General features: G+C 71.6%; 21 protein-coding genes and 1 riboswitch. Of the genes, 11 read left to right on the top strand and 10 right to left on the bottom strand.

The annotated features are described in order from the left end of the window. Window positions 1-22: 22 nt before the first annotated feature. From ACMV_RS15285 to ACMV_RS15250, 8 genes are all read right to left on the bottom strand, one after another. Entirely contained in the window at window positions 23-769 is a 747-nt protein-coding gene (locus tag ACMV_RS15285) for an amino acid ABC transporter ATP-binding protein (RefSeq protein WP_039888436.1), read from the bottom strand. After that, window positions 762-1,490: an amino acid ABC transporter permease gene (locus ACMV_RS15280; protein ID WP_012040280.1), complete on the bottom strand. Its 729-nt coding sequence runs from the start codon at window positions 1,488-1,490 to the stop codon at window positions 762-764. Before ACMV_RS15280 ends, ACMV_RS15285 begins: the two co-directional genes overlap by 8 nt. Before the next feature lie 15 nt (window positions 1,491-1,505). After that, on the bottom strand, window positions 1,506-2,336 hold the full coding sequence (locus ACMV_RS15275) for an ABC transporter substrate-binding protein (protein ID WP_013640992.1): 831 nt from the start codon (window positions 2,334-2,336) through the stop codon (window positions 1,506-1,508). Further along, a complete protein-coding gene (locus ACMV_RS15270; protein WP_231844434.1) occupies window positions 2,333-3,286 on the bottom strand; it encodes a hypothetical protein in 954 nt (317 codons plus the stop codon). Before ACMV_RS15270 ends, ACMV_RS15275 begins: the two co-directional genes overlap by 4 nt. Next, entirely contained in the window at window positions 3,283-3,849 is a 567-nt protein-coding gene (locus ACMV_RS20040; protein WP_331429021.1) for a LysR family substrate-binding domain-containing protein, read from the bottom strand. Before ACMV_RS20040 ends, ACMV_RS15270 begins: the two co-directional genes overlap by 4 nt. An 8-nt stretch (window positions 3,850-3,857) precedes the next feature. Then, entirely contained in the window at window positions 3,858-4,178 is a 321-nt protein-coding gene (locus ACMV_RS20930) for a LysR family transcriptional regulator (RefSeq protein ID WP_013640989.1), read from the bottom strand. A 217-nt stretch (window positions 4,179-4,395) separates the two neighbouring features. Then, window positions 4,396-5,247, bottom strand: coding sequence for a polyprenyl diphosphate synthase (gene uppS, locus ACMV_RS15255; RefSeq protein WP_013640988.1), 852 nt, complete (start codon window positions 5,245-5,247; stop codon window positions 4,396-4,398). A 48-nt stretch (window positions 5,248-5,295) separates the two neighbouring features. Next, a complete protein-coding gene (locus tag ACMV_RS15250) occupies window positions 5,296-6,063 on the bottom strand; it encodes a COG4705 family protein (RefSeq protein ID WP_231295292.1) in 768 nt (255 codons plus the stop codon). A gap of 240 nt (window positions 6,064-6,303) precedes the next feature. Here ACMV_RS15250 and ACMV_RS15245 point away from each other — a divergent pair, with 240 nt between their 5' ends. From ACMV_RS15245 to ACMV_RS15230, 4 genes are all read left to right on the top strand, one after another. Further along, window positions 6,304-7,233, top strand: a complete 930-nt coding sequence (locus ACMV_RS15245) for a dihydrodipicolinate synthase family protein (protein ID WP_013640986.1) — start codon at window positions 6,304-6,306, stop codon at window positions 7,231-7,233. Window positions 7,234-7,392: 159 nt separating this feature from the next. Then, window positions 7,393-8,796, top strand: coding sequence for a TolC family protein (locus ACMV_RS15240; protein ID WP_013640985.1), 1,404 nt, complete (start codon window positions 7,393-7,395; stop codon window positions 8,794-8,796). After that, window positions 8,793-9,713 (top strand): hypothetical protein, encoded by a 921-nt coding sequence (locus tag ACMV_RS15235; RefSeq protein WP_012040273.1) that lies wholly within the window; start codon window positions 8,793-8,795, stop codon window positions 9,711-9,713. The genes ACMV_RS15240 and ACMV_RS15235 overlap by 4 nt, the downstream gene beginning before the upstream one ends. Window positions 9,714-9,722: 9 nt before the next feature. Then, a complete protein-coding gene (locus ACMV_RS15230; protein ID WP_013640983.1) occupies window positions 9,723-12,827 on the top strand; it encodes an efflux RND transporter permease subunit in 3,105 nt (1,034 codons plus the stop codon). 18 nt (window positions 12,828-12,845) lie between these two features. Here the strand turns inward: ACMV_RS15230 and ACMV_RS15225 are convergent, their stop codons facing one another. Together ACMV_RS15225 and ACMV_RS15220 are read right to left on the bottom strand one after the other, a co-directional pair. Further along, on the bottom strand, window positions 12,846-14,144 hold the full coding sequence (locus ACMV_RS15225; RefSeq protein ID WP_172637336.1) for a PQQ-dependent sugar dehydrogenase: 1,299 nt from the start codon (window positions 14,142-14,144) through the stop codon (window positions 12,846-12,848). A gap of 174 nt (window positions 14,145-14,318) precedes the next feature. Then, window positions 14,319-14,894 (bottom strand): hypothetical protein, encoded by a 576-nt coding sequence (locus tag ACMV_RS15220; RefSeq protein WP_013640981.1) that lies wholly within the window; start codon window positions 14,892-14,894, stop codon window positions 14,319-14,321. A 248-nt stretch (window positions 14,895-15,142) separates the two neighbouring features. Next, window positions 15,143-15,253: riboswitch (guanidine-I (ykkC/yxkD leader) on the top strand. A gap of 81 nt (window positions 15,254-15,334) precedes the next feature. On the opposite strand from ACMV_RS15220, the gene ACMV_RS15215 reads away from it, so the two are divergent. Genes ACMV_RS15215 through atzF form a run of 7 tightly spaced genes read left to right on the top strand, consistent with a single transcriptional unit; the run spans window position 15,335 to window position 24,719 of the window. Further along, window positions 15,335-16,414: a putative urea ABC transporter substrate-binding protein gene (locus ACMV_RS15215; RefSeq protein ID WP_013640980.1), complete on the top strand. Its 1,080-nt coding sequence runs from the start codon at window positions 15,335-15,337 to the stop codon at window positions 16,412-16,414. Window positions 16,415-16,422: 8 nt separating this feature from the next. Continuing rightward, a complete protein-coding gene (locus tag ACMV_RS15210; protein WP_013640979.1) occupies window positions 16,423-17,241 on the top strand; it encodes an ABC transporter permease in 819 nt (272 codons plus the stop codon). Further along, entirely contained in the window at window positions 17,238-18,041 is an 804-nt protein-coding gene (locus tag ACMV_RS15205; RefSeq protein ID WP_013640978.1) for an ABC transporter ATP-binding protein, read from the top strand. The genes ACMV_RS15210 and ACMV_RS15205 overlap by 4 nt, the downstream gene beginning before the upstream one ends. Window positions 18,042-18,048: 7 nt before the next feature. Continuing rightward, complete coding sequence (locus ACMV_RS15200; RefSeq protein WP_013640977.1) at window positions 18,049-18,831, top strand: urea amidolyase associated protein UAAP1; 783 nt, start codon at window positions 18,049-18,051, stop codon at window positions 18,829-18,831. A 7-nt stretch (window positions 18,832-18,838) separates the two neighbouring features. Continuing rightward, window positions 18,839-19,471 (top strand): urea amidolyase associated protein UAAP2, encoded by a 633-nt coding sequence (locus ACMV_RS15195; RefSeq protein ID WP_013640976.1) that lies wholly within the window; start codon window positions 18,839-18,841, stop codon window positions 19,469-19,471. Beyond that, on the top strand, window positions 19,468-22,956 hold the full coding sequence (locus ACMV_RS15190; protein ID WP_013640975.1) for a 5-oxoprolinase/urea amidolyase family protein: 3,489 nt from the start codon (window positions 19,468-19,470) through the stop codon (window positions 22,954-22,956). Before ACMV_RS15195 ends, ACMV_RS15190 begins: the two co-directional genes overlap by 4 nt. Beyond that, window positions 22,953-24,719 carry an allophanate hydrolase gene (gene atzF, locus ACMV_RS15185; RefSeq protein WP_013640974.1) on the top strand — a complete coding sequence of 589 codons (1,767 nt, stop codon included), beginning with the start codon at window positions 22,953-22,955 and terminating at the stop codon, window positions 24,717-24,719. Before ACMV_RS15190 ends, atzF begins: the two co-directional genes overlap by 4 nt. Window positions 24,720-25,232 lie beyond the last annotated feature (513 nt).

Genomic DNA, 25,232 nt, shown 5'->3' with positions numbered 1-25,232 from the left:
GGCATATTCCTGTGGGCGGGGATCAGAGAACCTGGTCGAGAAACTGTTGCAGCCGCGCGGTCCCGGGATGATCGAACAGGCGGTCCGGCGCGCCCGTCTCGACGATCCGGCCGCGATCCATGAAGACCACCTCGCCGGCCACCTCGCGGGCGAAGCGCATCTCGTGGGTCACCACCAGCATCGTCATTCCCGACAGCGCGAGATCGCGCATCACGTTGAGAATGCCCTTGACCAGCTCGGGATCGAGTGCGGAGGTCGCCTCGTCGAACAGCATGACCGCCGGCTCCATCGCCAGGGCGCGCGCGATGGCGACCCGCTGCTGCTGCCCGCCCGAAAGCTCCGCCGGCCGCCGCCGCTCCAGCCCCTCGAGCCCGACCGCGCGGAGCTGCGCGACCGCCCGCGCCTCGGCCTCTTCCCGCGCCATCCGCCGCACCCGGCGCAGCGCCAGCGTCACGTTGTCCATCACGTCGAGATGGCTGAACAGGTGGAAATGCTGGAACACCATGCCGACCCGTGCCCGCATCGCGTCGACATCCGTGCCCGGCCCGGTGATGTCCACGCCGTCGATCAGCACGCGCCCCTCGTCCGGCCGCGCCAGCAGGTTCGTGCAGCGCAGCAGCGTCGACTTGCCCGACCCCGACGGCCCGATGATGCAGGTTGTGCTCCCGCGGCGGACATCGAGCGAGATCTCGCTCAACACCTCGGTCGCGCCATAACGCTTGGTCACCTGCTCGAACCGCACGGCCACGCCGTTCGCCGCGTCAGACATCGGCGCGCCCTCCCTGCCGCTCGCCGCGCAGCCGCCGCTCCCACGCATTCACCGCGTAGGTCATCGGCACCGTCAGCGCGAGATACAGGATCCCGGCCGCGGTGAGCGGCGAGAGATTGGCGTTGTTGATCGCCGAATCCTGCGCGATCGAGAAGATCTCCCGCTGCGACGAGGTCAGCCCCAGCAGGAACACCAGCGCCGTGCCCTTGATCACCAGGATGAACTGCCCGGTCAGCGGCGGCAGCACCCGGCGGATGCCCTGCGGCAGGATGATGTCGCGCATCGTCTGCCACCTGGTCATGCCCAGCGTGCGCGCCGCCTCGATCTGCCCGCGCTCGACGCTCTGCAGCCCGGCACGGAAGATCTCCGCCATGTAGGCCCCCTCGATCAGCCCGATCGAAAGCGCGGCGTAGGCATAGGTATCGTTGCCGAACAGGCTGAGCCCCGCGATCGGCAGCCCCTGGCCGATCAGGTAGATCGTCAGGATGTGCGGCAGCCCCCGCAGGATATCGACATAGACGCGGCAGGCGAGCCGCACCACGGCCGGCCGCGCGAGCAGTCCGGTCGCGATCGCGAGCCCCACCACCATCCCGATCAGCGAGGCCAGCACGGCGAGCAGGATCGTGTTCGGCAGGCCGACGCGCAGCAGCGTCGGCATCACATGCGCGATCATGTGCGCGTCGAAGAACGTCTGCTGAATCCGCGCCAGCCCCCGGAACATCGGCGCGCCCCGCGCTCAGGCCTTCGCCGGCGGCTGGTGCGGCATGCCCGGATAATCCTTGTAGAGCTGATCCGGAATGCGCACCGCCGGCGGATTCCACTTCACGAACAGCTTCGTGTAGGTGCCGTCCTTCATCAGTTCGCCGATCGCCCTGTCCATCGCCTTGAGCAGCTTCGGATTGCCCTTCGCCACGGGATATTCGGCAACGCCCGTGGTCACGGTCTGCGACGCGACGAGACCGGGATGCTTCTTCACCAGCGCGTTCGCCGTCGCGAGCCCGGTGAAGAGTCCGTTCACCTGGCCCGCGATCAGCGCATTCAGGCTGGCGGCGATGTTCGGGAACTCCCGCACCTTCACCCCCGGCGCGATGTGGCGCAGCAGCGGGATCAGCGCGCTGCCCTGGGTGATCGCCACCGTCTTGCCGGACGCGCCGTCCACTTTCCCGATCGCCGCCCCGCTCCGGCTCACCAGCCGCGCCTGGCCGTAGCCGATCGGCGTGGTGAAGGCGACCGCCTTCTGCCGCGCCGGCGTCACCAGCGTCGCGAAAGCCGCCGTGTCGTAGATGTGGTTCCGCACGCCCGGCAGCATGCTGGCGAAACTCGTCGCGACGAACCTCACCTTCAGCCCGAGCTTCGCCGCGATCGCCTCCTCGAACTCCACCAGAAAGCCGGTCGGCTTGCCGTCGGCGATGAAGGAGACCGGCTTGTCGTCGGTCCGGTAGGCGACGGTGAGCACCCCCCTCGTGATCGTCGGCGGCGGCGCGGCGGCGAGGGCCGGCACTGCCATCCCCGCCGCGAGCCCGGCCGCCATGGCCGCGAGACCCAGTGCGTTTCTGCGTGTGGTCATCTGGTTTCCTCCTCCTGATTGTTCCGCGCCGCGCCGAGCACGGCGTCGCGCGCCGCCGCCGCGGCGAACAGGGCGCCAGGGTCGTGCCCCACGCCCTCGATCTCGATAAGCCGGTGCCGCAGGGCCGCACCCTGCCGCGCCGCGAGATGAGCGATATAGTTGCGCCCGCGCGCCAGCCGGTGCGGCCCCTGCGCCAGCGCCGGCGGCGTGCGGTCGAGCATCCGGTGTTCCGGGTCGCAGTCGCGCCGCCCGAGCAGATAGACCACGTCGCGCCGGGCATAGCGCGCCTCGATCGCCGCATCGTCGAGCGCCCCGCCATAGGCAGGCCGCCCCGCGAGCCCGTACTTCCACGGCCCCGCCGCCGGCCCGAACCAGACATACGAGGCCGGGTTGGCGACGACGTAGCGCACCGCGTCGCCGAGCGGCGAGAGCACCGCATGCCGGTGCGCGAGCTGGCCGCCGGCCGAATGCCCCGCGATCACGATCTCGCTCACCAGCGGATACGCCGTGCGATCGGAAAAATGCCCGATCAGCGCATCGAGGACCGAAAACGCGTCGAGCCCGGCCGGCGCCACCGCCGCCCCGCCCTCGATCCAGATCCGGTCGGGCCAGCGCGCGAGCCGCGCCGCACCCTCCACCCCCGCCAGATCCGCTGCGATCGGGAATTGCGGCACCGCCAGCGCCAGCGTGCCGAGCCGGTCGCCAAACGCATCTGTCGCGATATCGGCATATTCGATGCAGTCCCGCCGCGCGCCGTGCAGCACGATCAGCGCCTGCCGCGCGGCCGCCCCCTCCGCGCCGCGGAACACCGCCGGTACGCTGAAACCGCTCGCGCCGGGCGCGAACCGCTCCGGTGCGAGCATAGCCCGCTTCACCGCGATGCCGAGACGTTCCTCCATGCCTTCGTGATACCGCACCGCCCGGCGCGGCCAATCAGCGATTCCGGTCAAATCGATAAGGAGCTCTTATCGACAAGCCGGCGGGCGAGGCGAAGCGTGGCGCGCAGGGCGGGCGCGGTATCGCTGCGGCGGTAGATGAGGATGAGGTCGGTGACGATGCGTTCGCGCAGCGGCCGGTAGGCAACGCCCGGCACCACGAAGCGCGCCATCGTTTCCGGCACCATGGCGACGCCGATGCCGGTGCCGACAAGGCAGAGCATCGTGGCGATTTGCGGCACGGTCTGCACGGTGCGCGGCGCAAAGCCGGCGGCGGCGCAGGCTTCGGCGGTGAGGCGGCGGAGGCCGCCGCTCGGTTGTTCGATGTACTGGATGAAGGGGTGTTCGGCGAAGGCGGCGAGCGGCAGCGGCCCGGCATCGCGGCGGGTGCTGGTTTCGGCGACAGCGATCATCATGCGTTCGCGCGCGAGGGTGAGGGTCGCGAGGGCGGGGTCGAGGGTCGGCAGCGGCGAGCGGACAATCCCGAGATCGAGGCGGGTTGCGGCGAGGTGCTGGACCTGGATCGTGCCGGAGACCTGGTCGATGCGGAGCGCGATTTCCGGTCTGGTGGTGTCGATCGCGCGGATCAGGGCGGCGAAGAGAGGGTGGAAGGCGGCGGAACCGACATAGCCGGCGGCGATGGCGCGGCGCTGGCGGCGGCGCGTTCGGCGCGGTCGGCCTGGGTGACGATCGCCCGCGCCTCGGGCAGCAGGCCGAGCGCGGCGGCGCTGGGCCGGATGTTGCGGCCGGCGCGATCGAAGAGCGACAGGCCGAGCGCGGTCTCGATCGCGCGGATGAGCTGGCTGAGGGCCGGCTGGCTGATGCCGAGGCGTTCGGCGGCATGGCCGAAATGACCCGCATCCGCCGCGGCGACAAAGGCGCGCCAGTGGCGCAGTTCGACCTGCATCGGCGTTTCCGGCCCCGCGTGAAGACAACGGGAACAGCGTATGCGCCGGGGCGGGTGCTGGCAAACCCGGCTCGGGGCGCACGGTCAGGCGGGCCCGCTACCAGCCCTGGTGTCCTGCCCCTGAAATCCGTGGGTCAATTCCAGGGACAAGCAGGCCGCCAAACCGTCGTTTTTTCTGGTGTCCCGAATCTGAAATCGATCAGGATCGGAACGTGCTCTAGCGGCCGAAGCGGCGGTCGCGGCGCTGGAAGGCGCGGATCGCCCGCAGGTAGTCGATCCGCCGGAAGGCGGGCCAGGTGGCGTCGCAGAAATGCAGTTCGCTGTGCACGCTCTGCCAGAGCATGAAGCCGGAGAGGCGGATCTCGCCGCTGGTGCGGATGATCAGGTCGGGGTCCGGCATCCCGCCGAGATAGAGATGCCGGCGGATCGCCTCCGGGCTCACCGCGGCGGCGGCGGCGGCGCAGTCCATGCCGGCCCCGGCGCATTCGGCGAGCAGGGCGCGCACCGCATCGGCGATCTCCTCGCGCCCGCCATAGCCGATCGCGAGCGTGACCGTCATGCCGTCATTGCCGCTGGTGGCGTCCTCGGCGGCGTCGATCGCGGCGAGCAGGGCGGGGGGCAGGATGTCGCGCCGGCCGATCGCGGCGAGGCGGACGCCGCGGCTGCGGATGTGCGGATCGGCGACGAGCGCGCGCATCTTGGCCTCGACGGCGCCGAGAATGCCGCCGACCTCCGCCTCCGGCCGGCCGAGATTGGCCGGCGAGAAGACCCAGAGCGTGATCATCGGAATGCCGAGCTCGGCGCTCCAGGCGAGGATCTCGTCGAGCTTGGCGGCGCCGAGGCGGTAGATCTCGCCCGGGTCGCTGAGCCCGGCGAGGCGGGCGTGGCGGCGGTTGCCATCGAGGATGATGCCGACATGGTGCGGCAGCGGCCCCGCCGCCACCTCGCGGGCGAGCCGCCTCTCGTACAGGCGATAGACCAGGCGCCACACAAGGCGTCTTGCGGCCTCGGACAGTCTGGGGCGGCGGGATGCGGCCGCGCGCGGCGCACCGGCCTGTTCGGCGAACATGCCGTCTTGTGGCCCCCGCGCCGCCGCAATGCAAGCCGCCGTCTGCGGCTATTCGGCGGCGATCGCCCCCGGCCCGGCCCGGCGGTGGCGCAGGCAGATATGGCCGACCGCCAGCGCCACAGCGACGGTGAGCATCGCCGCGACGGCCGGCGTGCCGAACCCGAGGCCGCTGCTGCTCACCGGCTTGTCGAACCAGTCCGCGAAGGAGGCGCCCATCGGCCGGGTCAGGATATAGGCGGTCCAGAACGCCGCGACCTCGTTCAGCCCGAACAGCCGCCGGGCGAGGCCGGGCACCGCGAACAGGGCGGTGAACAGGATGGCGGAGTTCAGGTAGCCGAGGCCGAAGGTCGATGCCGTGAGGTCGCCGGCGGCGGTGCCGAGGGCGAAGGTGGCGATCACGGTGGCCCAGTAGAACGCCTCGCGCCGCGGGGTGGCGACGGTGTGGATCGACAGCGTGCGTTCCGACAGGCTCCAGGCGCCGAGGATCACCACGAGGCTCGCGGCGAACATCCCGGTCGATACCGGATAGGGCACGCCGAGGACGACATGGATGACATCCGCCACCATCGTGCCGAAAATGCTGACCATCACGACCAGCAGCCAGTAGATCGCCGGCACGTAGCGCCGGGTCGCGAATTGCAGGGCGAGGGCGGCGAGAAAGCCGAGCCCGCCGCCGATCACCGCGAGATAGGGATTGGTGTGGAAGACCAGGAAGTCGGAAGTGGCCTCGCCCATCGCGGTGGAGAGGATCTTCGCGACCCAGAACGCCAGCGTGATCTGCGGCACCTTGGCGCCGTAATAGCGCCGCTTGTCCATGCGCATGAAAGTCCTGGCCCAGCCCACTGCCGATGGTCTCCCCTTCCCCGTTGCCGACCCGTCCGGAATGGCGGCCCCGCCGCATGACTGCAACCCCGCGCCGCGGAATGTGAACGCCCGCCGGCGGATTGACTTTTCCGCCGGGGACGGGAAGCTGCCGCGCGGCGCGAACCCAAGCCGGGGACCGCCGCCGCCGGACCGCATCTCTGCGCCGGCGCAACCAGCAGCCTGGGAACGACCATGACCGAGACGCAGACGAGACCGCGATACAGGGGTGTGTTCCCCGTGGTGCCGACGATTTTCGACGAGTCGGGGCGGCTCGATCTCGACGGCCAGTGCCGCGCCGTGGATTTCATGATCGATGCCGGCTCGGACGGGCTGTGCCTGCTCGCCAATTTCTCCGAGCAGTTCGTCCTCGGCGATGACGAGCGCGAGATCCTGATGAAGCGGATGCTCGAACACGTCGCCGGCCGCGTGCCGGTGATCGTGACCACAAGCCATTTCAGCACCGATATCTGCATCGAGCGCAGCCGCCGCGCCGAGGCGATGGGGGCGGCGATGGTCATGGTGATGCCGCCCTATCACGGTGCGACGATCCGCGTCGGCGCCGCCGGGCTGTGGGATTTCTTCCGCCGCCTGTCGGATGCGATCCGCATTCCGGTGATGATCCAGGACGCCCCCGTGGCCGGCACGCCGCTGCCGGCCGAGCTGCTCGCGCAGATGGCGCGCGAGATCGCGCAGATCGCCTATTTCAAGATCGAGACGCCGCAGGCGGCGGCCAAGCTGCGCACCTTGATCGAGCTCGGCGGCGCCGCGATCGAGGGGCCGTGGGACGGCGAGGAGGCGATCACCCTGCTCGCCGATCTCGACGCGGGGGCCACCGGCGCGATGACCGGCGGCGGCTATCCCGACCTGATCGGCCCCATCGTGCACGCCTATCTCGCCGGCCGGCGCGACGAGGCGGTGGCCGGCTACGAGCGCATCCTGCCGCTGATCAACTACGAGAACCGCCAGTGCGGGCTGATCGCCGCGAAGGCGCTGATGCGCGAAGGCGGGGTGATCCGCAGCGAGGCGGTGCGCCATCCCCTCGCGCCGCTCCATCCGGCGACGCGCGACGGGCTGCTGGAAATCGCCCGGCGGCTCGATCCGCTGGTCCTGCGCTGGGGCTGAGGGCCGCGCTCTCCGGCAACCGGCTGGCAACCTTGTGAACCCGCCGGCATTGACTTGGCATGCCGGCCCGCTCACTGCCTCGGCTCGTTTTCCCGCGATCCGCGCGGGGCGGTTTGCACGGAGACGTTGCATGGCACGGCACGAACGGAGGTATCGCGGTTGATCGGGTCCGCCGGCCATGCGCCCGGCCCCCGGCATCGCGGACTTTTGCCCGCGCTGCGGCGGGTCGCCCCGCTGCTCGCCCTGGCGCTGGCGGGCTGCGCGCACGTCCGGCCCGCGCCGATCGACCCCGCCGCCGCCGCCGCCGCGCTGACCGCCCGCCGGCTCGACCAGCCCGGCCTCGTGCGGTTTCTCGACGCGATGGGCGAGCCTCCGCACGGGCGTTTCGGCCTGCGGGCGCTGACGCTGGTCGCCGTCTACGAGCGGCCGGACCTCAGGATCCGCACCACGGAAGCCGACGTGGCGGCCGGGCAGGTCGTGCGCGCGCGCCAGCTTCCCAACCCGACGCTGTCGCTGTCGCCGACCTTCAACGCCACCCAGCCGGTGCCCTCGCCGATCAAGGTCGGGCCGGTGATCCAGTTCCTGGTCGCGAATTTCGGCGCGCGGCAGGCCGGGATCGCGGCGGCGCGGGCGCGCGAGGCCGCCGCCCGCGATGTCATCGCCGCCGCTGCCTGGCGGGAGCGGTCGGCGGTGCGCGATGCGCTGCTGACCTTGTGGCTGGACCGGCGCGCGGCGCGGCTGCAACGCCTCGCGGCCCGCGAGGCCGGGCAGGCGCAGGCGCTGATCGCCCAGCGCGCCACGGCGGGCATGCTGGCCGAGACCGTTCTCGCCCGCGCCGAGGCGGCGGCCGATCGCGCGCGCTTCGCCGCGGCGGAGGCGGCGGGCCGGATCGGCGCCGACCGCGCCCGCCTCGCCGCCGCGATCGGCATGCCGGCGGCGGCGCTGCGGGGGGTGTCGCTGTCCTTCGCCGCCTTCGCCCATCCATCGGCCCCGGCGCCGGACCGCTGGCCCGCCCTGGTCCGCGCGGCGATCACGGCGCGGCCGCAGGTCGCCGCCGCCCTCGCCCGCTACCGCGCCGCCGACGATGCCCTGCGCCAGGCGGTGGACAGCCAGTTCCCCGGCATCTCGATCGGCCCCGGCTATCATTACGACCAGGGCGACAGCAAGTTCATCCTCTCGCTCTCGCTGCCGCTGCCGGTGCTCAACCAGCACCAGGGGCAGATCGCCATCGCCCGGGCGCAGCGCCGCCTCGCCGCCGCGAAGTTCGAGCGGGCGCAGGCGCGTGTGCTGGCGCAGATCGACGCGGCGGCGGCGGCCTGGCGGGGCAGCCGGGACACGCTGCTGGCGGCGCGGCGGCTCGATGCCATCGCGGCGCGGCGCGCGGCGCAGGCGGCGCAGGCCTACCGGCTCGGCGCCACCGGCCGGCTGCGCCTGGTCGAGGCCGAGGGGCAGGCGATCCTCGCCCGCGAACAATTGCTGACCGCCGAGGGCCAGCGCCTGCGCGCGCTCGCCGCCCTGGCCGACGCGCTGCATCATCGGGTTTTCAGGGAGGTGTCCGCATGAGGCGGCGTGTCGCGGGAATGGCAATGGCGGCGTTCCTGGTGCTGGGCGCCGGCGCGGCGCGGGCGGCGGGCGGCGTGACCGTCGACGCGGCGACGCTGCGCAGCGGGCTGATCGTCACCGCGGTGCCCGCCCTGCACACCGAGACGCCGATGATCGCGGCCTATGGGCGGGTGATCGACCCGACGCCGGTCTTCACCCTGCGGAGCCGGATCGTCGCGGCGCGGGCGGCGGATACCCTCGCCGCCGCCACCCTGGCCCGCACGCGCCGCCTCTATCACGCCGCGGGCAATGTCTCGGAGGCGAGCGTCCAGCAGGCCGAGGCGGGGGCGACGAGCGCGCGGGCGCGGCTCGCGGCGCTGCGGTCGGCGGCGGCGGCCCGCTTCGGCGCCGCGCTCGGCGCCGCGATCGCCGGGAACGGCGCGCCGTTCCGCGCCATCGAAGCCGGCGGGTCGCTCGTCTCGGTGGTGCAGGGCGGCGCGGCGCTGAACCACCTGCCCGCCGCCGCGACGGCGCGGCTGGCGAATGGCGGGACGGCGGCGCTCCATGCCATCGGCCCGGCGGGGCAGCTGCCGCCGGGGCTGCTCGGCCAGGCGTTCCTGTTCACCGGACCGGCCCTGCCCGTCGGCACGCCGCTCGCGGTGTCGCTGCCGGCGGGGCGGACGATCGCCGGATATGACGTGCCGGTCTCGGCGCTGGTCTGGCACCATGACCGCGCCTTCGCCTTCGTGCGGACGGCGCCGCGCGTCTTCACCGCCGTTCCGCTCGGCGGCACCGGCTCGCTGCGGCGGGGCGATGCGCCGGGCACGCGCTTCGTGCCCGCCACGGCGCTGCCGCGCGATCCCGCCATCGTCGTGCGCGGGGCCGGGCTGCTGAACTCGATGCTGGCGCGGACCGCCGGCGCCGCCGGCGGGACCTGAGACCGGCCCATGCTGTTGTCCGCCATCGTCCGCGCCGCGCTGCGCTACCGGCTCGTCGTCGTGCTGCTGGTGGGCGGGCTCGCGGCGATCCAGATCGCGCGGCTGCCCGGCGCCCGCTACGACGTGTTTCCCGAATTCACCGCGCCGACGGTGGTGATCGAGACCGCCACACCCGGCTTCAGCGCGTTGCAGACCGAACAGCTGGTCACCGACCGGCTGGAGCGCCGCCTCACCGGCCTGCCCGGCCTCGCGCGGATGCGCTCGACCTCGGAGGCCGGGCTGTCGGTGGTGCATCTGGTGTTCCACGGCGGCACCGATCCCTTCGGCGACCGCCAGCGCGTCGCCGGGCGGCTGGCCGAACTCGGCGGCGCGCTGCCGGCGGGGATCGTGCCCCGGCTCGCGCCGATGCAGTCCTCCACCGGCACGGCGCTGGAAATCGGGCTCTACCCCACCGGGCACATGTCGCTGGAGCGGCTGACGGCGATCGCCGAGACCGAGGTGCGGCCGGCGCTGCTGGCGGTGCCGGGGGTGGCGAATATCGTGATGTTCGGCGCGCGGCCCCCGCAATTCGACGTCGCCGTGCGGCCGCGCCGCCTGCTGGCCACCGGCTTCACCCTGGCGGCGGTGGCGCGGGCGGCGCATGCGGCGAGCGCCGTGCTCGGCGCCGGGTTCATCGACAGCGGCGCCCAGCGCCTCGTCCTCGCGCCGGAGGGGCAGGCGCGCAACGCCGCGGCGCTGGCGGCAAGCTGGCTCGGCGCGCGCGATGGCGTGCCGGTGAGCCTCGGCGATGTCGCCCATGTGCGGATCGCCACGCCGCCGCGGTTCGGCGCGGCGCTGATCCATGACCGGCAGGGGCTGCTGCTGCTGGTCTCCTCGCTCTATGGCGCCAACACGCTGAAGGTCGCCAACCAGGCGGCGCACGTGATCGCGCGGCTGACGCCGGGGCTGCGGGCGGAGGGGGTCGGCGTCGATCCGCGCGCCTTCACGCCGGCGGCGTTCATCCGCGTCGCGCTGCTCGATCTCGGCCATGTGCTGCTGATCGGCGCGGCGCTGATCCTGCTCGTGCTGCTCGTCGCGCTGCGCGACTGGCGGGCGGCGCTGATTTCCTTCGTCGCCATTCCGGTGTCGCTGCTGGCGGCGGTCGGGGTGATCACGGCGCTCGGCATCACCCTCAACACCATGGCGCTGGCCGGCCTCGCGATCGCGCTCGGCGAACTGGTCGACGACGCGGTGGTCGATGTCGAGAACATCACCCGCCGCCTGCGGGAGAACCGCGCCGCCGCCGCCCCGGCGCCGAGGCTGCTGGTGATCCTCCGCGCCTCGCTGGAGGTGCGCAGCGCGATCGTGTTCGCGAGCGCCGCCGTCGTCGTCGCCTTCACCCCGGTGATCGCGCTCGGCGGCGTGGCGGGACGGCTGTTCGCGCCGCTCGGCATCGCCTATATCGCCGCGATCGCGGCCTCGCTCATGGTGGCGCTGGTGGTGACGCCGGCGCTCGCGGCGCTGCTGCTCGGGCGCGGCGATGACGGGCGGGCGCACACGCCGCCGATCGTGCTGCTGCAACCGGCCTACCGGCGGGCGCTGGCCGGCCTCGAACGCTGGGGGCGGCTCGCCGCCGTGCTGGCGGTGGCCGTGGCGGCGGTGGCGGCGGTCAGCGCGCCGCTGCTCCAGGCGCGCTTCCTGCCGCGCTTCCGCGAGAACGACGTGATCGTCCACTTCCTGGCCGCCCCCGGCATGTCGATCGACGCGATGCTGGCGATCGGCCGCCGCGTCGTCGGCACGATCGACCGCCTGCCCGAGGTCGCCAGCGCGGTGATGCATATCGGCCGGGCCTCGATGAGCAACGGCCATGCCGGGGTGAACAAGGCCGAGATCGACATCACCCTCAGCCGAACCGGCAACCGCCACGCCGCGCGCTCGACGCGCCGGATTCTCGACGCGGTCGACGGCATCCAGGGGCTGGCCTGGTGGACCCACACCTTCCTGAGCGAGCGGATCGACGAGAGCCTCGCGGGGGTGACGGCGCCGGTGACGGTATCCGTCTACGGGCCGAACCTCGCCCGGATCGACGTCGCGGCGCAGCGCATCGCCGCCGCGGCGCGGCACCTGCCGGGGGTGCGCGCGGCATCGCTCGCCGCGACCCAGGCGGAGCCCACCCTGTCGGTGACGCTCGATCGCGCGGCGATGCTGCGCTATGGCGTGACGGCGCGCGCGGCGCTCGCGGCGCTGCGGATCGCCTATGCCGGCACGGTGGTCGGCCATGTGTATCGCGGCACGCTGGTCGAGCCGGTGGTGGTGACGCTGCCGAAGGCGCTGCGCCGCGAGCCGGCCTCGGTGGGCGACCTGCCGGTGGCGGCGTCCGGCGGGATGGTGGTGCCGTTGCGGCGGATCGCGCAAATCGGCCAGACCCGCGGCCCGGCGCAGATCCTGCACGATGACGGCCGGCGGGTGCAGGTCGTCACCGTGCAGACCGCGCACGGGCGGTCCGCGGCGGTGGTCGCGGCGCTGCGCCGGCGCATCGCCGGGCTTGGGCTCGGGGCCGGAATTTATGTGCAGTATGGCGGCACCGCGATCGCGGGCGGGGCGGCGCGGCGCTCGCTCGTCGTGCATGCGGGGATGGCGCTGGGCGTCATCCTCGCGCTCATCGCGCTGGCGCTGCGCGACGCGCGGGCGGTGGCGCTGATCGTCGGCATCCTGCCGGTCGCCTTTGCCGGCGGCGTCGCGGCGGTGTGGATCTTCCTCGCCGGTCATCTCGGCCTCGGCGCGATGGTGGGGCTGGCGACGCTGTTCGGCCTGACGCTGCGCAACGGGCTGCTGCTGCTGATCCACATGCGCCGGCTGGTGCTGGAGCACGGGATGGACTGGTCGGCGGCGACGGCGCGCGCGGCGGCGGCCGACCGGCTGCCGGCCATTGTGATCACGGCGAGCGTGACGGCCCTCGGGCTGCTGCCGCTGGCGATCGCCGCCGGCTCCCCCGGCGATGCGATCGAGGGGCCGATGGCGATCGTCATTCTCGGCGGGCTGCTGACGGCGACGCTGCTCTCGCTGTTCGTGCTGCCGGTGCTGGCGCCGCGCCTCGCCCGGTTCCGCCCGCCGGAGGATGACGGCCTCGGCTGACGGCAGGGCGCGCCGGCCTCAGGCGCCGGTCACCCGCCAGATCACGTCGCCGACATCGTCGGCCACGAGCAGGCCGCCATCCGGGCCGAGCGCGACGCCGACCGGCCTTCCATAGGACTCGCGTTCGTCCGCCGAGAGGAAGCCGCTCAGGATGTCGCGCGGCGGGCCGGCGGGGCGGCCATCGGCGAAGGGGATGAAGACGACCTTGTAGCCGCTCAGCGTGCTGCGGTTCCACGAGCCGTGCTGGCCGATCGCCATGCCTTCGGGAAAGCCGGGCAGCGCGCCGGCGGGCAGCCAGCAGAGGCCGAGCGAGGCGGTGTGGCCGCCGAGCGCGTAATCCGGCGTGAGCGCGCGGGCGACGAGGGCGGGGTCCTGCTTCACCCGGTCGTCCACCGTCTGGCCCCAGTAGCAATAGGGCCAGCCGTAGAAACCGCCCTCGCGCACGGTGGTGAGATAGTCGGGCGGGGTTTCGTCGCCGATGCCGTCGCGCTCGTTGACCACCGTCCAGAGCGCGCCGGTGCGCGGCTCCCAGGCGAGGCCGACCGGGTTGCGCAGGCCGGCGGCGAAGATGCGGCTGGCGCCGCTGGCAAGGTCGATCTCGTGGATGGCGGCGCGGCCTTCCTCCACCGCCATGCCGGCCTCGGCGATGTTGGTGAGCGAGCCGACGCCGACATAGAGTTTCGCGCCGTCCGGGCTCGGCAGCAGGCTGCGGGTCCAGTGGCCGCCGGGGTTGAAGCGGGTGAGCCGCCGCCCCGGCGCGGCGATGCGCTCCGCGCCGTTCGTGTAGGGGAAAGCCATCACGCCATCGGTATTGCCGACATAGAAGGTGTCGCCGACCAGGGCCATGCCGAAGGGCTGGTTGAGATTTTCCATGAAGGCGTTGCGGATTTCGGCGACGCCGTCGCCATCCGCGTCGCGCAGGCGGGTGATGCGGTTGGCGCTCGGCCCCATCGCGGCGGCGCGCTTCATCGTGCTGATCATCGCGTAGTCGAAGATCGAGGAGGGCGGGCGCGGCACCTCGCACGCCTCGGCGATCAGCACGTCGCCGCCGGGGAGCGCGCAGATCCAGCGCGGGTGCTGCAGGCCGGTGGCGAAGGCGTTGACCTTCAGGCCGGGAGCGGCCACCGGCGTGCGCCCCGCGGGCCAGCCGCGCGCCGTCGGCATCTTCAGGGTCGGGATGCTGCCCTGCGATTTCGCCGGCGGGATGGCCGGCGCGGTGCCCCAGGCGGGCTGGCGGGGCGCGTCCGACCGGCGGGCGAGAACGGCGGCGCCGCCGACCAGGGCGACGATCTGCGCGAAGATATCGGAAACGCTCACTTCATGCTTCTCCATGGATTTCAGGGCGGTGCGTCCGATCCGGGCGGACCGGAAACTGCCCTGTGCGAACAGTCACATCGTTTCGTTGTCGTGATGTTATATTGTTCGTCCATTTTCGCCGCATGACAAGTATCCGGCCGTTGGGCCGGACATGGGCGGGCCGCCTGGCGCGGATCAGCGACCGGGCGGGGCGCGGTTGCGGCGGGGCGGCGGCGCGCAGGCGGCGGGCGGGCGGAACCGGCGCGGCAGCGGTGCCAGCGCCGGGACGCGGCGGCTCGGGCGGGGGGCTGCGGCGTCGCGGCCGGATTGGCGCGGCGGGCGCGGCGGGAGGCGGAGCGGCGCGGGGAGTTTCACGCCGAGGCAGCGGCAGAGCGGGCGGAGGATGCGGCCGAGGCGCGGTTCCTCACCGATGCGGCGCTGCAATTCGGGATCGGCGAGCAGGGCGCGGAGCTGGCCGGCGGCGGCGATGGCCTCGGGGACCGGAGCGAGAAGCCAGGCGGCGCGGCGCGGCAAGGCGAGCCTTGCGGGATTGGCCGGCGGGCGCGCCCGGCGGCGAGAGGGACGCGGGCGCGGCGCAGAAACATCGTCGGCGCAGAGGCGGAGCAAAAATGTGGCGTAGCGGCGCAGGCGGGTCCAGAGCAGGATGGTGAGGGCGCCGCTCCCGGGGCCGAAGGCGCCGGCAGCCCCGCGCCGGGCGACGGCGTCGCACAGCGTGTCGATCAGGGCGCGGAAGCGGCGGGTGACATCCATGAACGGAACAAGAACATACTCGCGCCGGGGTGGGCAAGAATTTTGCTCCGTTTTTGCTTCTTCTGCTCCGCTCCCGTGCCACAGGGGCGGATCACGCCGGCGTCATCCGATTATTTACTCCGCATTTGCATATCTTGACATCTTTTGATGACTATTCTCGTTGCAATTTATGGAGATTCGACGCCGGCCGCCTATTTTATTTGCTTGCTTCTGCCGGTGCGTTCACCTCTGGCACGCCGGTTGCAGGAACAAAGCCGAGCTAGGGTTCCGGCCGGATCAAAAATCCGGCGCTGGTCCGAGAGCTTCAGCCGCGCGGGAGACATCCGCGCGGTCCACGGCGGGACAAAAGCCCGGGAGAGACTTTGGTGCGTGGGTGTGCATCGGTTTCTCCGTTCGCCCCCTCGCGCCGATCGATGCGATCGACGGTGAGGAGAAGACCGATGCTGACACGCAAGCAATTCATCAAGACGGGAGCCGGGGCGGCGACGGCGGCGGCGGTGCTGCCGGGCCTGCCTGTGGCGCGGGCCGGCGGAGCGAAGAAATTCAAGCTGGCCTGGACGATCTATGTCGGCTGGATGCCCTGGCCCTGGGCGGCGGACAAGGGGATCGTGAAGAAATGGGCGGACAAGTACGGGATCGAGATCGAGGTGATCGAGGTCGCGGATTATCCGACCTCGATCAACCAGTACACCGCCGGCGCGTTCGACGCGCTGACGATCACCAACATGGACACGCTGGCGGTGCCGGCGGTGGGCGGGGTGGATTCGACCTCGATCATCACCGGGGATTACTCTAACGGCAACGATGCCGTGATTCTCAAGGACAAGACGAAGTTCACCGACCTGAAGGGGCAGAAGGTGAACCTCGTGCAGTATTCGGTGTCGCAATACCTGTTCGACCGGGGGCTGGAAAAGCACCACATGAGCGAGCGGGACGTGCGCATCGTCAACACCTCCGACGCTGACATGGCGGCAGCGTGGATGACGAAGGCGGTGACCGCGGTGGTGACGTGGAACCCGATCGTGCAGGAGATCATGAAGAATGCCGACGCGCACGAGGTGTTCACCTCGGCGCAGATTCCAGGCGAGATTCTCGACCTGTGCATCGTGCGGACCGACGTGCTGAAGGCGCATCCGGAATTCGCGAAGGCGCTGACCGGGGCGTGGTACGAGACGCTGGGGATCATGCTGTCGGACAGCGCGGAGGGCAAGGCGGCGCGGACGGCGATGGCGAAACTTTCGGGCACCGACCTCAAGGGTTTCGATGCGCAGCTGAAGACGACGCATCTGTTCGCCGACCCGGCGGGGGCGGCCGCGTTCACCCGCTCGGCGCAGCTGGTGAAGACGATGGAATATGTCCGCACCTTCCTGTTCCGCCACGGGCTGATGGGCCAGGGCGCGACCTCGCCCAACGTGGTGGGGATCGCGTTTCCGGACGGGAAGATCCTCGGCGACAGGCGGAACGTCAAGTTCCGCTACACGTCGGACTTCATGCGGATGGCGGCGGCGAAAAAGCTCTGAGCCGGGCGATGCGCGTCATCAACCGCCATCCCCGGCCCGGCAGCGGACGGGTGCTGATGCTGCTGCCGTTCCTGCTGGTCGGGCTTGGCTACATCGTCGTCTCGACGATGCGGCACGAGGTCAATCCATCTGACAAGGTGTTGCCGACGCTGGCGCAGATGGCGGCGGGGATGCGGGAGATGGCGCTCACGCGCGACATGGCGACCGGGCAGTATCCGCTGCTCGCGGATACGCTGGCGAGCCTGCGGCGAATCCTGTCGGGGTTGGCGATCGCCACCGCGATCAGCTTCGGGCTCGGCATTCTCGTTGGCATGGTGCCGTATCTTCGCAAGCTGCTGCTGCCGTTCATCACCGCCTTCTCGATGGTGCCGCCGCTCGCGGTGCTGCCGATCCTGTTCATCATCGCCGGGATCGGCGAGACGGCGAAGGTGGCGCTGATCGTGATCGGCACGGCGCCCTATATCGTGCGCGACCTCGTGCTGCGGGTGGAGGAGCTGCCGCGCGCGCAGATGATCAAGGCGCAGACGCTGGGGGCGTCGTCCTGGCAGATCGCGCTCCGGGTGGTGGTGCCGCAGATGGCGCCGCGGCTGATCGACAGCCTGCGGCTCTCGCTCGGGCCGGCCTGGCTGTATTTGATCTCGGCCGAGGCGATCGCGGCACAGGACGGGCTCGGCTACCGGATCTTCCTGGTGCGGCGCTATTTCGCGATGGACATCATCATTCCCTATGTCCTGTGGATCACGCTGCTGGCGGTGGTGTTCGACGCGGCGTTGCGGCTCGTGCAGGCGAAGGCGTTCCCGTGGTTCGCCGGGGCGGCGCGGTCGTGAGCGGGGCGGCGGCGCGGCTGATCGAGGTGCGCGATGTCTGGCAGGTGTATGGCGCGCGGATCGTGCTGGAGCGGATCAGCCTCGGGATCGAGGCGGGGAGTTTCGTGACGGTCGTGGGACCGACGGGGTGCGGCAAGACGACGTTCCTGCGCATGCTGATGAGCGAGGAGACGCCGAGCCACGGCACGATCCGGCTGGCGGGGGCGGCGCTGCCGGGCGAGCCGACGGCGGACCGCGGCGTGGTGTTCCAGCGCTATTCGGTGTTTCCGCATCTGAGCGTGCTCGGCAACGTGGTGCTGCCGCTGGAGATCGCGGCGGCACCGCTGCTCGGGCGGCTGTTCGGCGCGGCGCGGCGGCGGGCGGAGGCGCGGGCGCGGACGCTGCTGGAGGAGGTGGGGCTCGGGCATGCGGCGTCGCTCTATCCCGCGCAACTGTCGGGCGGGATGCAGCAGCGGCTGGCGCTGGCGCAGGCGCTGATCCTGAAGCCGCGCGTGCTGCTGCTGGATGAGCCGTTCAGCGCGCTCGATCCGGGCACGCGGGCGGATATTCACGGGCTGATGCGGCGGCTCTGGGAGGAGACGCGGATGACCGTGGTGATGGTGACGCACGACATCAGCGAGGCGTTCCGGCTGGGCACGCGGGTGCTGGTGTTCGAGCGGCCGGAGCCCGACGATCCGGCGCGGGGGGCGCGGATCACCCATGACATTCCCGTGCGGCGCCGGGCGCCGCGCAACGGGCCGGGGGACGACCCCGCGGCCGGGACGATCGCCCGCGAGGACGGCCTCGCTAACATCGCGTGAGGGAATGATGGACAATCTCGATACGATGACGCCGGAGCAGTATCGCGCGCGCTACGAGGCGTTGCAGGCGGGGGCGCGGGCGAGGGCGGCGGCGATGCCGGACCTCGGCGCGCCGCCGGCGATCGGCGCTGGCGACGTGATTTCGCGGGAGGTGATTCCGCCGGGTTGGTATGTGGCACTCCGGCTGCGGCGGGGCGAGGCGCTGCATGTGGAGAACCCGCGCGGCACCCCGGGGGCTTCGGTTTTCCTGTGGAATGCCGACGATGTTTCGGAACGGTTCAATGCCGGGGATACGGCGAAGCTGCAATGGACGACGCTGATCGGCGGCGGGCGGGTGCTGTTTTCGGACATGGGGCGGGTGATGGCCTCGGTGATTTCGGATAGCGGCGCGGGGCATGATCCGATCCTCGGGCCGTCGACGCCGGAGACGGCGGGCGGGGCGCGCAACGGGCGCGACAACCTGCGCAGCGCCGCGGCGAAGTTCGGGCTCGGGCGGCGGGATGTCGGGCCGTGCCTGACGCTGTTCGCGAAGATGCGGGTGGACGACGCGGGGCGGCCGGCGCTGGCGGGCGCGCCGCCGCCGGGGGCGTTCGTGACGCTGCGGGCGGAGATGAACCTGCTCGTCGCGCTGTCGAACACGCCGCATCCGTTGGCGACATCGCAGGCGGCGAGCGGGGAAATCGGGATCGTGCGGTATCGCGCGGCGGCGGCGGGGGCGGACGATCCGTGCCGGTGCGCGACGGAGGAGGCCGCGCGCGGCTTCGGGAACAATGACCGCTATTTCGCGTGAGGGCATGATGGAACACCATTTCGACGCGGCGATCCTCGATGTCGTGGTGCCGGCGCGCGCGCCGTTCTCGGCCACGCTGAAGGCGGGGCAGGTGCTGCGGATCATCGACCTGGAAGGCCAGCAGGCGGTGGATGCGCTGTTCTATAACGCCGCCGATCCGGGCGAGCGCTATTCGGCGCAGGACACGCTGGCCGCACAGGCGCGGGCCGGCGGGCGGTATGACCTGTCGGCCGGGTCGGTGCTGCGCTCGAACGAGGGGCGGGCGATGGCGACGATCGTCGCCGATACCTGCGGGTTTCACGACACCAGCGCGGGGGCGTGCTCGTGCGAGAGCAACACCGTGCGGTTCGGGTACGCCACGCGGTTCATGCACGCGTGCCGGGAGAATTTCCTGACGGCGCTCGCGAAATACGGGATGGACAAGCGCGATCTCGTTTCGAATGTGAACTTTTTCATGAACGTGCCGATCCGGCCGGATGGGGAGCTGACGGTGGATGACGGGGTGTCGGCGCCGGGCGGGTATGTCGAGCTGCGGGCGGAGATGGATCTGCTGGTGCTGATTTCGAACTGCCCGCAGGTGAACAACCCGTGCAACGGGTTCCGGCCGACGCCGATCCGCTGCGTGGTGTGGGAACCATGAGGCGGGAGGCCGGGTTTTCCAGAGTTCTCATCGCCAACCGGGGGGCGATCCTGGCACGGATCGGCCGGACGCTGAAGCGGATGGGGATCGAGTCCGTCGCGGTGCATTCGCCGGCTGACCGGTTCACCGCGCCGGTGCTGGCGGCGGATCATGCGGTGGCGCTGGCGGGGAACGCGGCTTCGGAGAGTTATCTCGATGTCGGGGCGATCGTGGCCGCGTGCCGGGCGAGCGGGGCGGAGGCGGTGCATCCGGGCTACGGGTTCCTCGCCGAGCGGGCGGATTTCGCCGAGGCGCTGGCGGATGCGGGGATCGTGTTCATCGGGCCGCGCCCGGAGCAGATGCGGGCGTTCGGGCTGAAGCACACGGCGCGGGCGCTGGCGCGGGACGCGGGCGTGCCGCTGCTGCCGGGCTCGGGGCTGCTCGGCTCGGTGGAGGCGGCGGCCGAGGCGGCGGCCGGGATCGGCTATCCGGTGATGCTGAAGAGCACGGCGGGCGGCGGCGGGATCGGCATGGCGCCTTGCGCCGATGAGGCGGAACTGCGGGCGCGCTTCGCCGGGATCAGCCGGCTGGCGCAGGCGAATTTCGGCGAGGCGGCGCTGTATCTGGAGAAGTTCGTCACCGCGGCGCGGCATGTCGAGGTGCAGATCTTCGGCGACGGCGCGGGCGGGGTGATCGCACTCGGGGCGCGGGATTGTTCGTTGCAGCGTCGTAACCAGAAGGTCGTGGAGGAGACGCCGCCGCCGGGGATTCCCGCGCCGGTGCTGGCGGCGATGGAGGACGCGGCGTGCGGCCTCGCGCGGTCGGTGCGGTATCTCTCGGCCGGGACGGTGGAGTTCATCTACGACGCGGCGACGGAAGGATTTTACTTTCTAGAGGTGAACACGCGGCTGCAGGTCGAGCACGGGGTGACCGAGGAGGTGTTCGGCATCGATCTGGTGGAGTGGATGGTCCGTGCCGCCGCCGGCGGGTTCGCGCTGCCGGCGGGGCTGACCCCGCGCGGGGCGGCGGTGCAGGCGCGGCTCTATGCGGAGGACCCGGCGGAAGGGTTCCGGCCCTCGACCGGGCGGATCACCGCGCTGCGCTATGGCGCCGGCGCGCGGGTGGACGGGTGGATCGCGCCGGGGAGCGAGGTGACGCCGTTCTACGATCCGATGCTGGCGAAGCTGATCGGGCGCGGGGCGGACCGGGCGGCGGCGATCGCGGCGCTGCGGGCGGCGCTGGCGGCGACGGTGGTGACCGGGATCGAGACCAACCGCGCCTATCTGCTGGCGGCGCTGGACGATGCGGATTTCCGCGCCGGGACGATGACGACGGCGACGCTGGGGCGGCTGGACTGGCCGGGCGAAGGGATCGCGGTGCTGGAGCCGGGCGCGCAATCGTCGTTGCAGAGCCTGCCGGGGCGGCTTGGCGCCTGGGAGGTGGGGATTCCGCCGAGCGGGCCGATGGATGCGCGGAGTGCCGCGCGGGCGAATGCGCTGCTTGGCAATCCGCCGGGGGCGGCGGTGCTGGAATGCACGCTGACCGGGCCGGTGCTGCGCTTCCGCAGCGATGCCGAGATCGCGCTTGCCGGGGCGCGGATGGGGGCGACGCTCGATGGCGCGCGGGTGCCGCATGACGCGGTGGTTGCGGTGCGGGCGGGGCAGGTTCTGGCGCTGGGGGCGATCGAGGGGCCGGGGCAGCGCTGCTATCTCGCCGTGGGCGGCGGGTTCATGGCGGCGGAATTCCTCGGTTCGACCGCGACCTTCGCGCTGGGCGGGTTCGGCGGGCATGGCACCGGCTGCCTGAACGCGGGGGATGTGCTGCATCTCGCCGGGCTGGCGCGTGGCGAAGCGCCGGTGCCGGAGGCGGCGGAACTGACCGCGCGCTGGGAGATCGCGCTGCGCTACGGGCCGCACGGGGCGCCGGATTTCTTCACCGAGGCGGATATCGAGACCCTGTTCTCGGCCTCCTACGAGGTGCACCACAACTCGGCGCGGACCGGGGTGCGGCTGGTCGGGCCGAAGCCGGAATGGGCGCGGGCGGATGGCGGCGAGGCGGGGCTGCATCCCTCCAACATCCATGACGTGCCCTATGCGGTGGGGGCGGTGGATTTCACCGGGGACATGCCGATCCTGCTCGGGCCGGACGGGCCCTCGCTCGGCGGGTTCGTCTGCCCCGGCGTGGTGGCGTCGGGCGATCTGTGGAAGCTCGGGCAGGTGCGGCCGGGGGATGTGGTGCATTTCACCCGTGCCGACGCCGACCCGGCGGTGCTGCACCGCTCGGAGACGATGGTGGTGCGGCGGCAGGGGGATGCGAACCTGCTGGTCGAGTTCGGCGCGATGACGCTGGATTTCGCGCTGCGGCTGCGGGCGCACGCGTTGCAGGCGGCGCTGCGGCTGGCGGGGCTGGCCGGCATCGTCGATCTCACGCCGGGAATCCGCTCGTTGCAGGTGCATTTCGACCCGGACGCGGTGCGGGCGCAGGTGCTGCTGGAGGCGATCCGCGCGATCGAGCCGGATTTGCCCGATCCGGCGGCGATGACGGTGCCCTCGCGCATCGTGCATCTGCCGCTGTCCTGGAAGGACGGGCAGGTGATGCTGGCGATGCGGAAATATCAGGAGACGGTGCGGCCGGACGCGCCCTGGTGCCCGGACAATGTGGAGTTCATCCGGCGGATCAACGGGCTCGAGTCCGAGGACGCGGTGCGGCGGATCGTGTTCGACGCCGATTATCTCGTGATGGGGCTGGGCGATGTGTATCTCGGCGCGCCGGTGGCCACCCCGATCGACCCGCGGCACCGGCTGGTGACGACGAAATACAACCCGGCGCGGACCTGGACGCCGGAGAACGCGGTGGGGATCGGCGGGGCGTATCTCTGCGTCTATGGCATGGAGGGGCCGGGCGGCTACCAGCTGTTCGGCCGCACCGTGCAGATGTGGAACAGCCATCCCGGCGGGCGGGCGCCGTTCGGCGACACGCCCTGGCTGCTGCGGCATTTCGACGTGCTGCGGTTCTACCCCGTGGACGCGCGGGACCTGGCCGAGGCGCGGGCGGCGTTTCCGCACGGGCGCTATCCGCTGCGGATCGAGGAGACGACATTCTCGCTCGCGGCGCAGCAGGCGCTGATGGCGGCGGAGGCGGAGAGCATCGCCGCCTTCCGGGCGCGGCAGGGAGCGGCCTTCGCCGCCGAGCGCGAGGCCTGGCGGGCGATGGGGCTCGACGCCGCCCCGGCCGAGGACCTGACGCCGCCGCCGGCGGCGACGGCACTGGCGGCGGGGATGCGCGCCCTGCCCGCCCCGGTGCCGGGCAGCGTGTGGCAGGTGCTGCGCGGGACGGGCGAGCGCGTCGCCGCCGGGGAGACGGTGATGATCGTCGAATCGATGAAGATGGAGGTCCGGGTGACGGCGCCGGCGGCGGGGGTTCTCGCCGCGATCGAGACCGCGCCGGGACAGGTGGTGCGGGCGGGGCAGCGCCTCGCCGTGATCGCGCCGGAGGATGCGGCATGATTCCCGATCTGCTCGATATCGCGACGCTGCGGGCGGGGTTCGCCGCCGGGGCGTTCACGCCGGGGGAGCTGGTGGATGAGGTCTATGACCGGATCGAGGCGTATCGCGATCCGGCGGTGTTCATCGCGCTGCGGCCGCGCGCGGCGGCGCGGGACGAGGCGATGGCGGCCGACCCCTCGTTGCCGCTCGCCGGGCTGCCCTTCGCGGTGAAGGACAATATCGACGTCGCCGGGATGCCGACCACGGCGGGATGCCCGGCCTTCGCCTACATGCCGGCGCGGGACGCGGCGGTGGTCGCGCGGCTGCGGGCGGCGGGGGCGGTGCCGATCGGCAAGACCAATCTCGACCAGTTCGCGACCGGGCTGAACGGCACGCGCTCGCCCCATGGCGCGCCGCGCTGCGTGTTCGACGAGCGCTATATCTCGGGCGGGTCGTCCTCCGGTTCGGCGGTCGCGGTGGCGGCGGGGCTCGCGGTGTTTTCGCTCGGGACCGACACGGCGGGATCGGGGCGGGTGCCGGCTTCGTTCAACAATCTGGTCGGGCTGAAGCCGACACGGGGATTGCTGCCGGCGAGCGGCGTGGTGCCGGCGTGCCGGAGCCTCGACTGCGTGTCGGTGTTCGCCAATGCGGCGGCGGATGCGGCGACGGTGCTGGCGGCGGCGCAGGGGGTGGATGCGGAGGATCCGTATTCGCGGGCGCCGGAGACGGTGGCGCTGCCGGCGCGGCCGCGTGTCGGCATCCTGGGGGCGGCGGAGCGGATCGGCGGCAACGAGGCGGGGTATGCGGCGCTCTATGCGCGGAGCTGCGCGGTGGCCGAGGGGCTCGGCTGGACGCTGGTGGAGATCGACGACGCGCCGTTCCGCGCCGCGGCTTCGCTGCTCTACGAGGATGCGTTCGTGGCCGAGCGGCTTTCGGCGCTGCGGGGGTTTTTCGCGCAATCGCCGGAGGCGTTCGACCCGGCGGTGCGGGCGATCCTGGAGCGGGCGCGCGGGTTCGACGCGGCGGACCTGTTCGACGCGCAAGCGCGGCTGATGGGGCTGCGGCGGCAGGCCGGGGCGGAGCTGGCGAAGGTGGACGCGCTGCTGCTGCCGACCGCGCCGGAGATTTTCACCGTGGCGGCGATGCTTGAGGCGCCGATCGCGCTTAACGCGGCGCTCGGGCGCTATACCAATTTCGTCAACCTGCTGGACATGGCGGCGGTGGCGGTGCCGGCGGGGTTCCGCGCCGACGGGCTGCCGTTCGGCGTGTCGCTGATCGGGCCGGCCTTCAGCGACGCCGGGCTGCTGGCGCTGGGCGATGCGCTGCACCGGGCCGGGTCGCCGGGATGCGGGGTGTCGCGGCGGGCGGCGCCGGGGGCGCTGGCGATGCCGGAGGCGGCGCGGATCTCGATCGTCGTCGCCGGGGCGCATCTTTCGGGCATGGCGCTGAACCATGAGCTGACCGCGCTGGGGGCGCGGCTGGAGGAGACGACGACGACGGCGCCGGACTACCGGCTTTACGCGCTGGCGACGGCGCCGGCGAAGCCGGGGCTGGTGCGGGCGCCGGGATTCGCGGGGGCGGGCATCGCGGTGGAGCGGTGGTCGCTGACGGCGGAGGGGTTCGGACGGTTCGTGGCCGGCGTGCCGGGGCCGATGACGATCGGCCAGGTGACGCTGGCGGACGGGCGGCGGTTTGCCGGCTTCCTGTGCGAGCCGGCGGCGCTGGAGGGGGCGCGCGAGATTACCGGGTTCGGCGGCTGGCGCGCCTATCTGGCGGCGGCCTGACGCGCTAGAGCATCATCCGATCAGATGGAGTCATCTGACCGGATAAAGATGCTCGGGTTATCAGTATGATAGAGCACGACATCCGATCCGAAAGGATCGGAAAGTGCTCTAGCGTCCCGAATCTGAAATCCATCGGATTTCAGATTCAAAGTGGACACTGGAAAAAACAATAGTTTAGTGGCCTGCTTGTCCCTGAAATTCACCCACGAATTTCAGGGGCAGGACACTAGAGCATCATCCGATCAGATGGAGTCATCTGATCGGATAAAGATGCTCTGTTTATCAATATGATAGAGCACTACATCCGATCCGAAAGGATCGGAAAGTGCTCTAGGCGGTTGCCCGAATCGAAACGGCGCGTCCGATGCGGGCGCAAGTCAGGACATTGATAATTCGATTCGGAATGGCATCGAACGATTCGCCGTGGCGGCCGGAATCCGGTTAATATGTTGTTTATATGTCCATAATACTTTGCATCAACAAAAATCAGAAAGGCAGGAATAGATATCGGGT

This window comes from Acidiphilium multivorum AIU301, from assembly GCF_000202835.1.
GTDB classification, from domain to species: domain Bacteria; phylum Pseudomonadota; class Alphaproteobacteria; order Acetobacterales; family Acetobacteraceae; genus Acidiphilium; species Acidiphilium multivorum.
The sequence above is the reverse complement of the archived record's forward strand: the minus strand, read 5'-3'. Positions and strand labels throughout refer to the sequence as shown.

Excerpts from the sequence above, each read along its gene's own strand:
- ACMV_RS15285 (WP_039888436.1), bottom strand. The coding sequence starts at position 769 with ATGTCTGACGCGGCGAACGGCGTGGCCGTGCGGTTCGAGCAGGTGACC.
- ACMV_RS15280 (WP_012040280.1), bottom strand. The coding sequence starts at position 1,490 with ATGTTCCGGGGGCTGGCGCGGATTCAGCAGACGTTCTTCGACGCGCAC.
- ACMV_RS15275 (WP_013640992.1), bottom strand. The coding sequence starts at position 2,336 with ATGACCACACGCAGAAACGCACTGGGTCTCGCGGCCATGGCGGCCGGG.
- ACMV_RS20930 (WP_013640989.1), bottom strand. The coding sequence starts at position 4,178 with ATGCAGGTCGAACTGCGCCACTGGCGCGCCTTTGTCGCCGCGGCGGAT.
- uppS (WP_013640988.1), bottom strand. The coding sequence starts at position 5,247 with ATGTTCGCCGAACAGGCCGGTGCGCCGCGCGCGGCCGCATCCCGCCGC.
- ACMV_RS15250 (WP_231295292.1), bottom strand. The coding sequence starts at position 6,063 with ATGGACAAGCGGCGCTATTACGGCGCCAAGGTGCCGCAGATCACGCTG.
- ACMV_RS15245 (WP_013640986.1), top strand. The coding sequence starts at position 6,304 with ATGACCGAGACGCAGACGAGACCGCGATACAGGGGTGTGTTCCCCGTG.
- ACMV_RS15235 (WP_012040273.1), top strand. The coding sequence starts at position 8,793 with ATGAGGCGGCGTGTCGCGGGAATGGCAATGGCGGCGTTCCTGGTGCTG.
- ACMV_RS15230 (WP_013640983.1), top strand. The coding sequence starts at position 9,723 with ATGCTGTTGTCCGCCATCGTCCGCGCCGCGCTGCGCTACCGGCTCGTC.
- ACMV_RS15220 (WP_013640981.1), bottom strand. The coding sequence starts at position 14,894 with ATGGATGTCACCCGCCGCTTCCGCGCCCTGATCGACACGCTGTGCGAC.
- ACMV_RS15215 (WP_013640980.1), top strand. The coding sequence starts at position 15,335 with ATGCTGACACGCAAGCAATTCATCAAGACGGGAGCCGGGGCGGCGACG.
- ACMV_RS15210 (WP_013640979.1), top strand. The coding sequence starts at position 16,423 with ATGCGCGTCATCAACCGCCATCCCCGGCCCGGCAGCGGACGGGTGCTG.
- ACMV_RS15200 (WP_013640977.1), top strand. The coding sequence starts at position 18,049 with ATGGACAATCTCGATACGATGACGCCGGAGCAGTATCGCGCGCGCTAC.
- ACMV_RS15195 (WP_013640976.1), top strand. The coding sequence starts at position 18,839 with ATGGAACACCATTTCGACGCGGCGATCCTCGATGTCGTGGTGCCGGCG.
- ACMV_RS15190 (WP_013640975.1), top strand. The coding sequence starts at position 19,468 with ATGAGGCGGGAGGCCGGGTTTTCCAGAGTTCTCATCGCCAACCGGGGG.
- atzF (WP_013640974.1), top strand. The coding sequence starts at position 22,953 with ATGATTCCCGATCTGCTCGATATCGCGACGCTGCGGGCGGGGTTCGCC.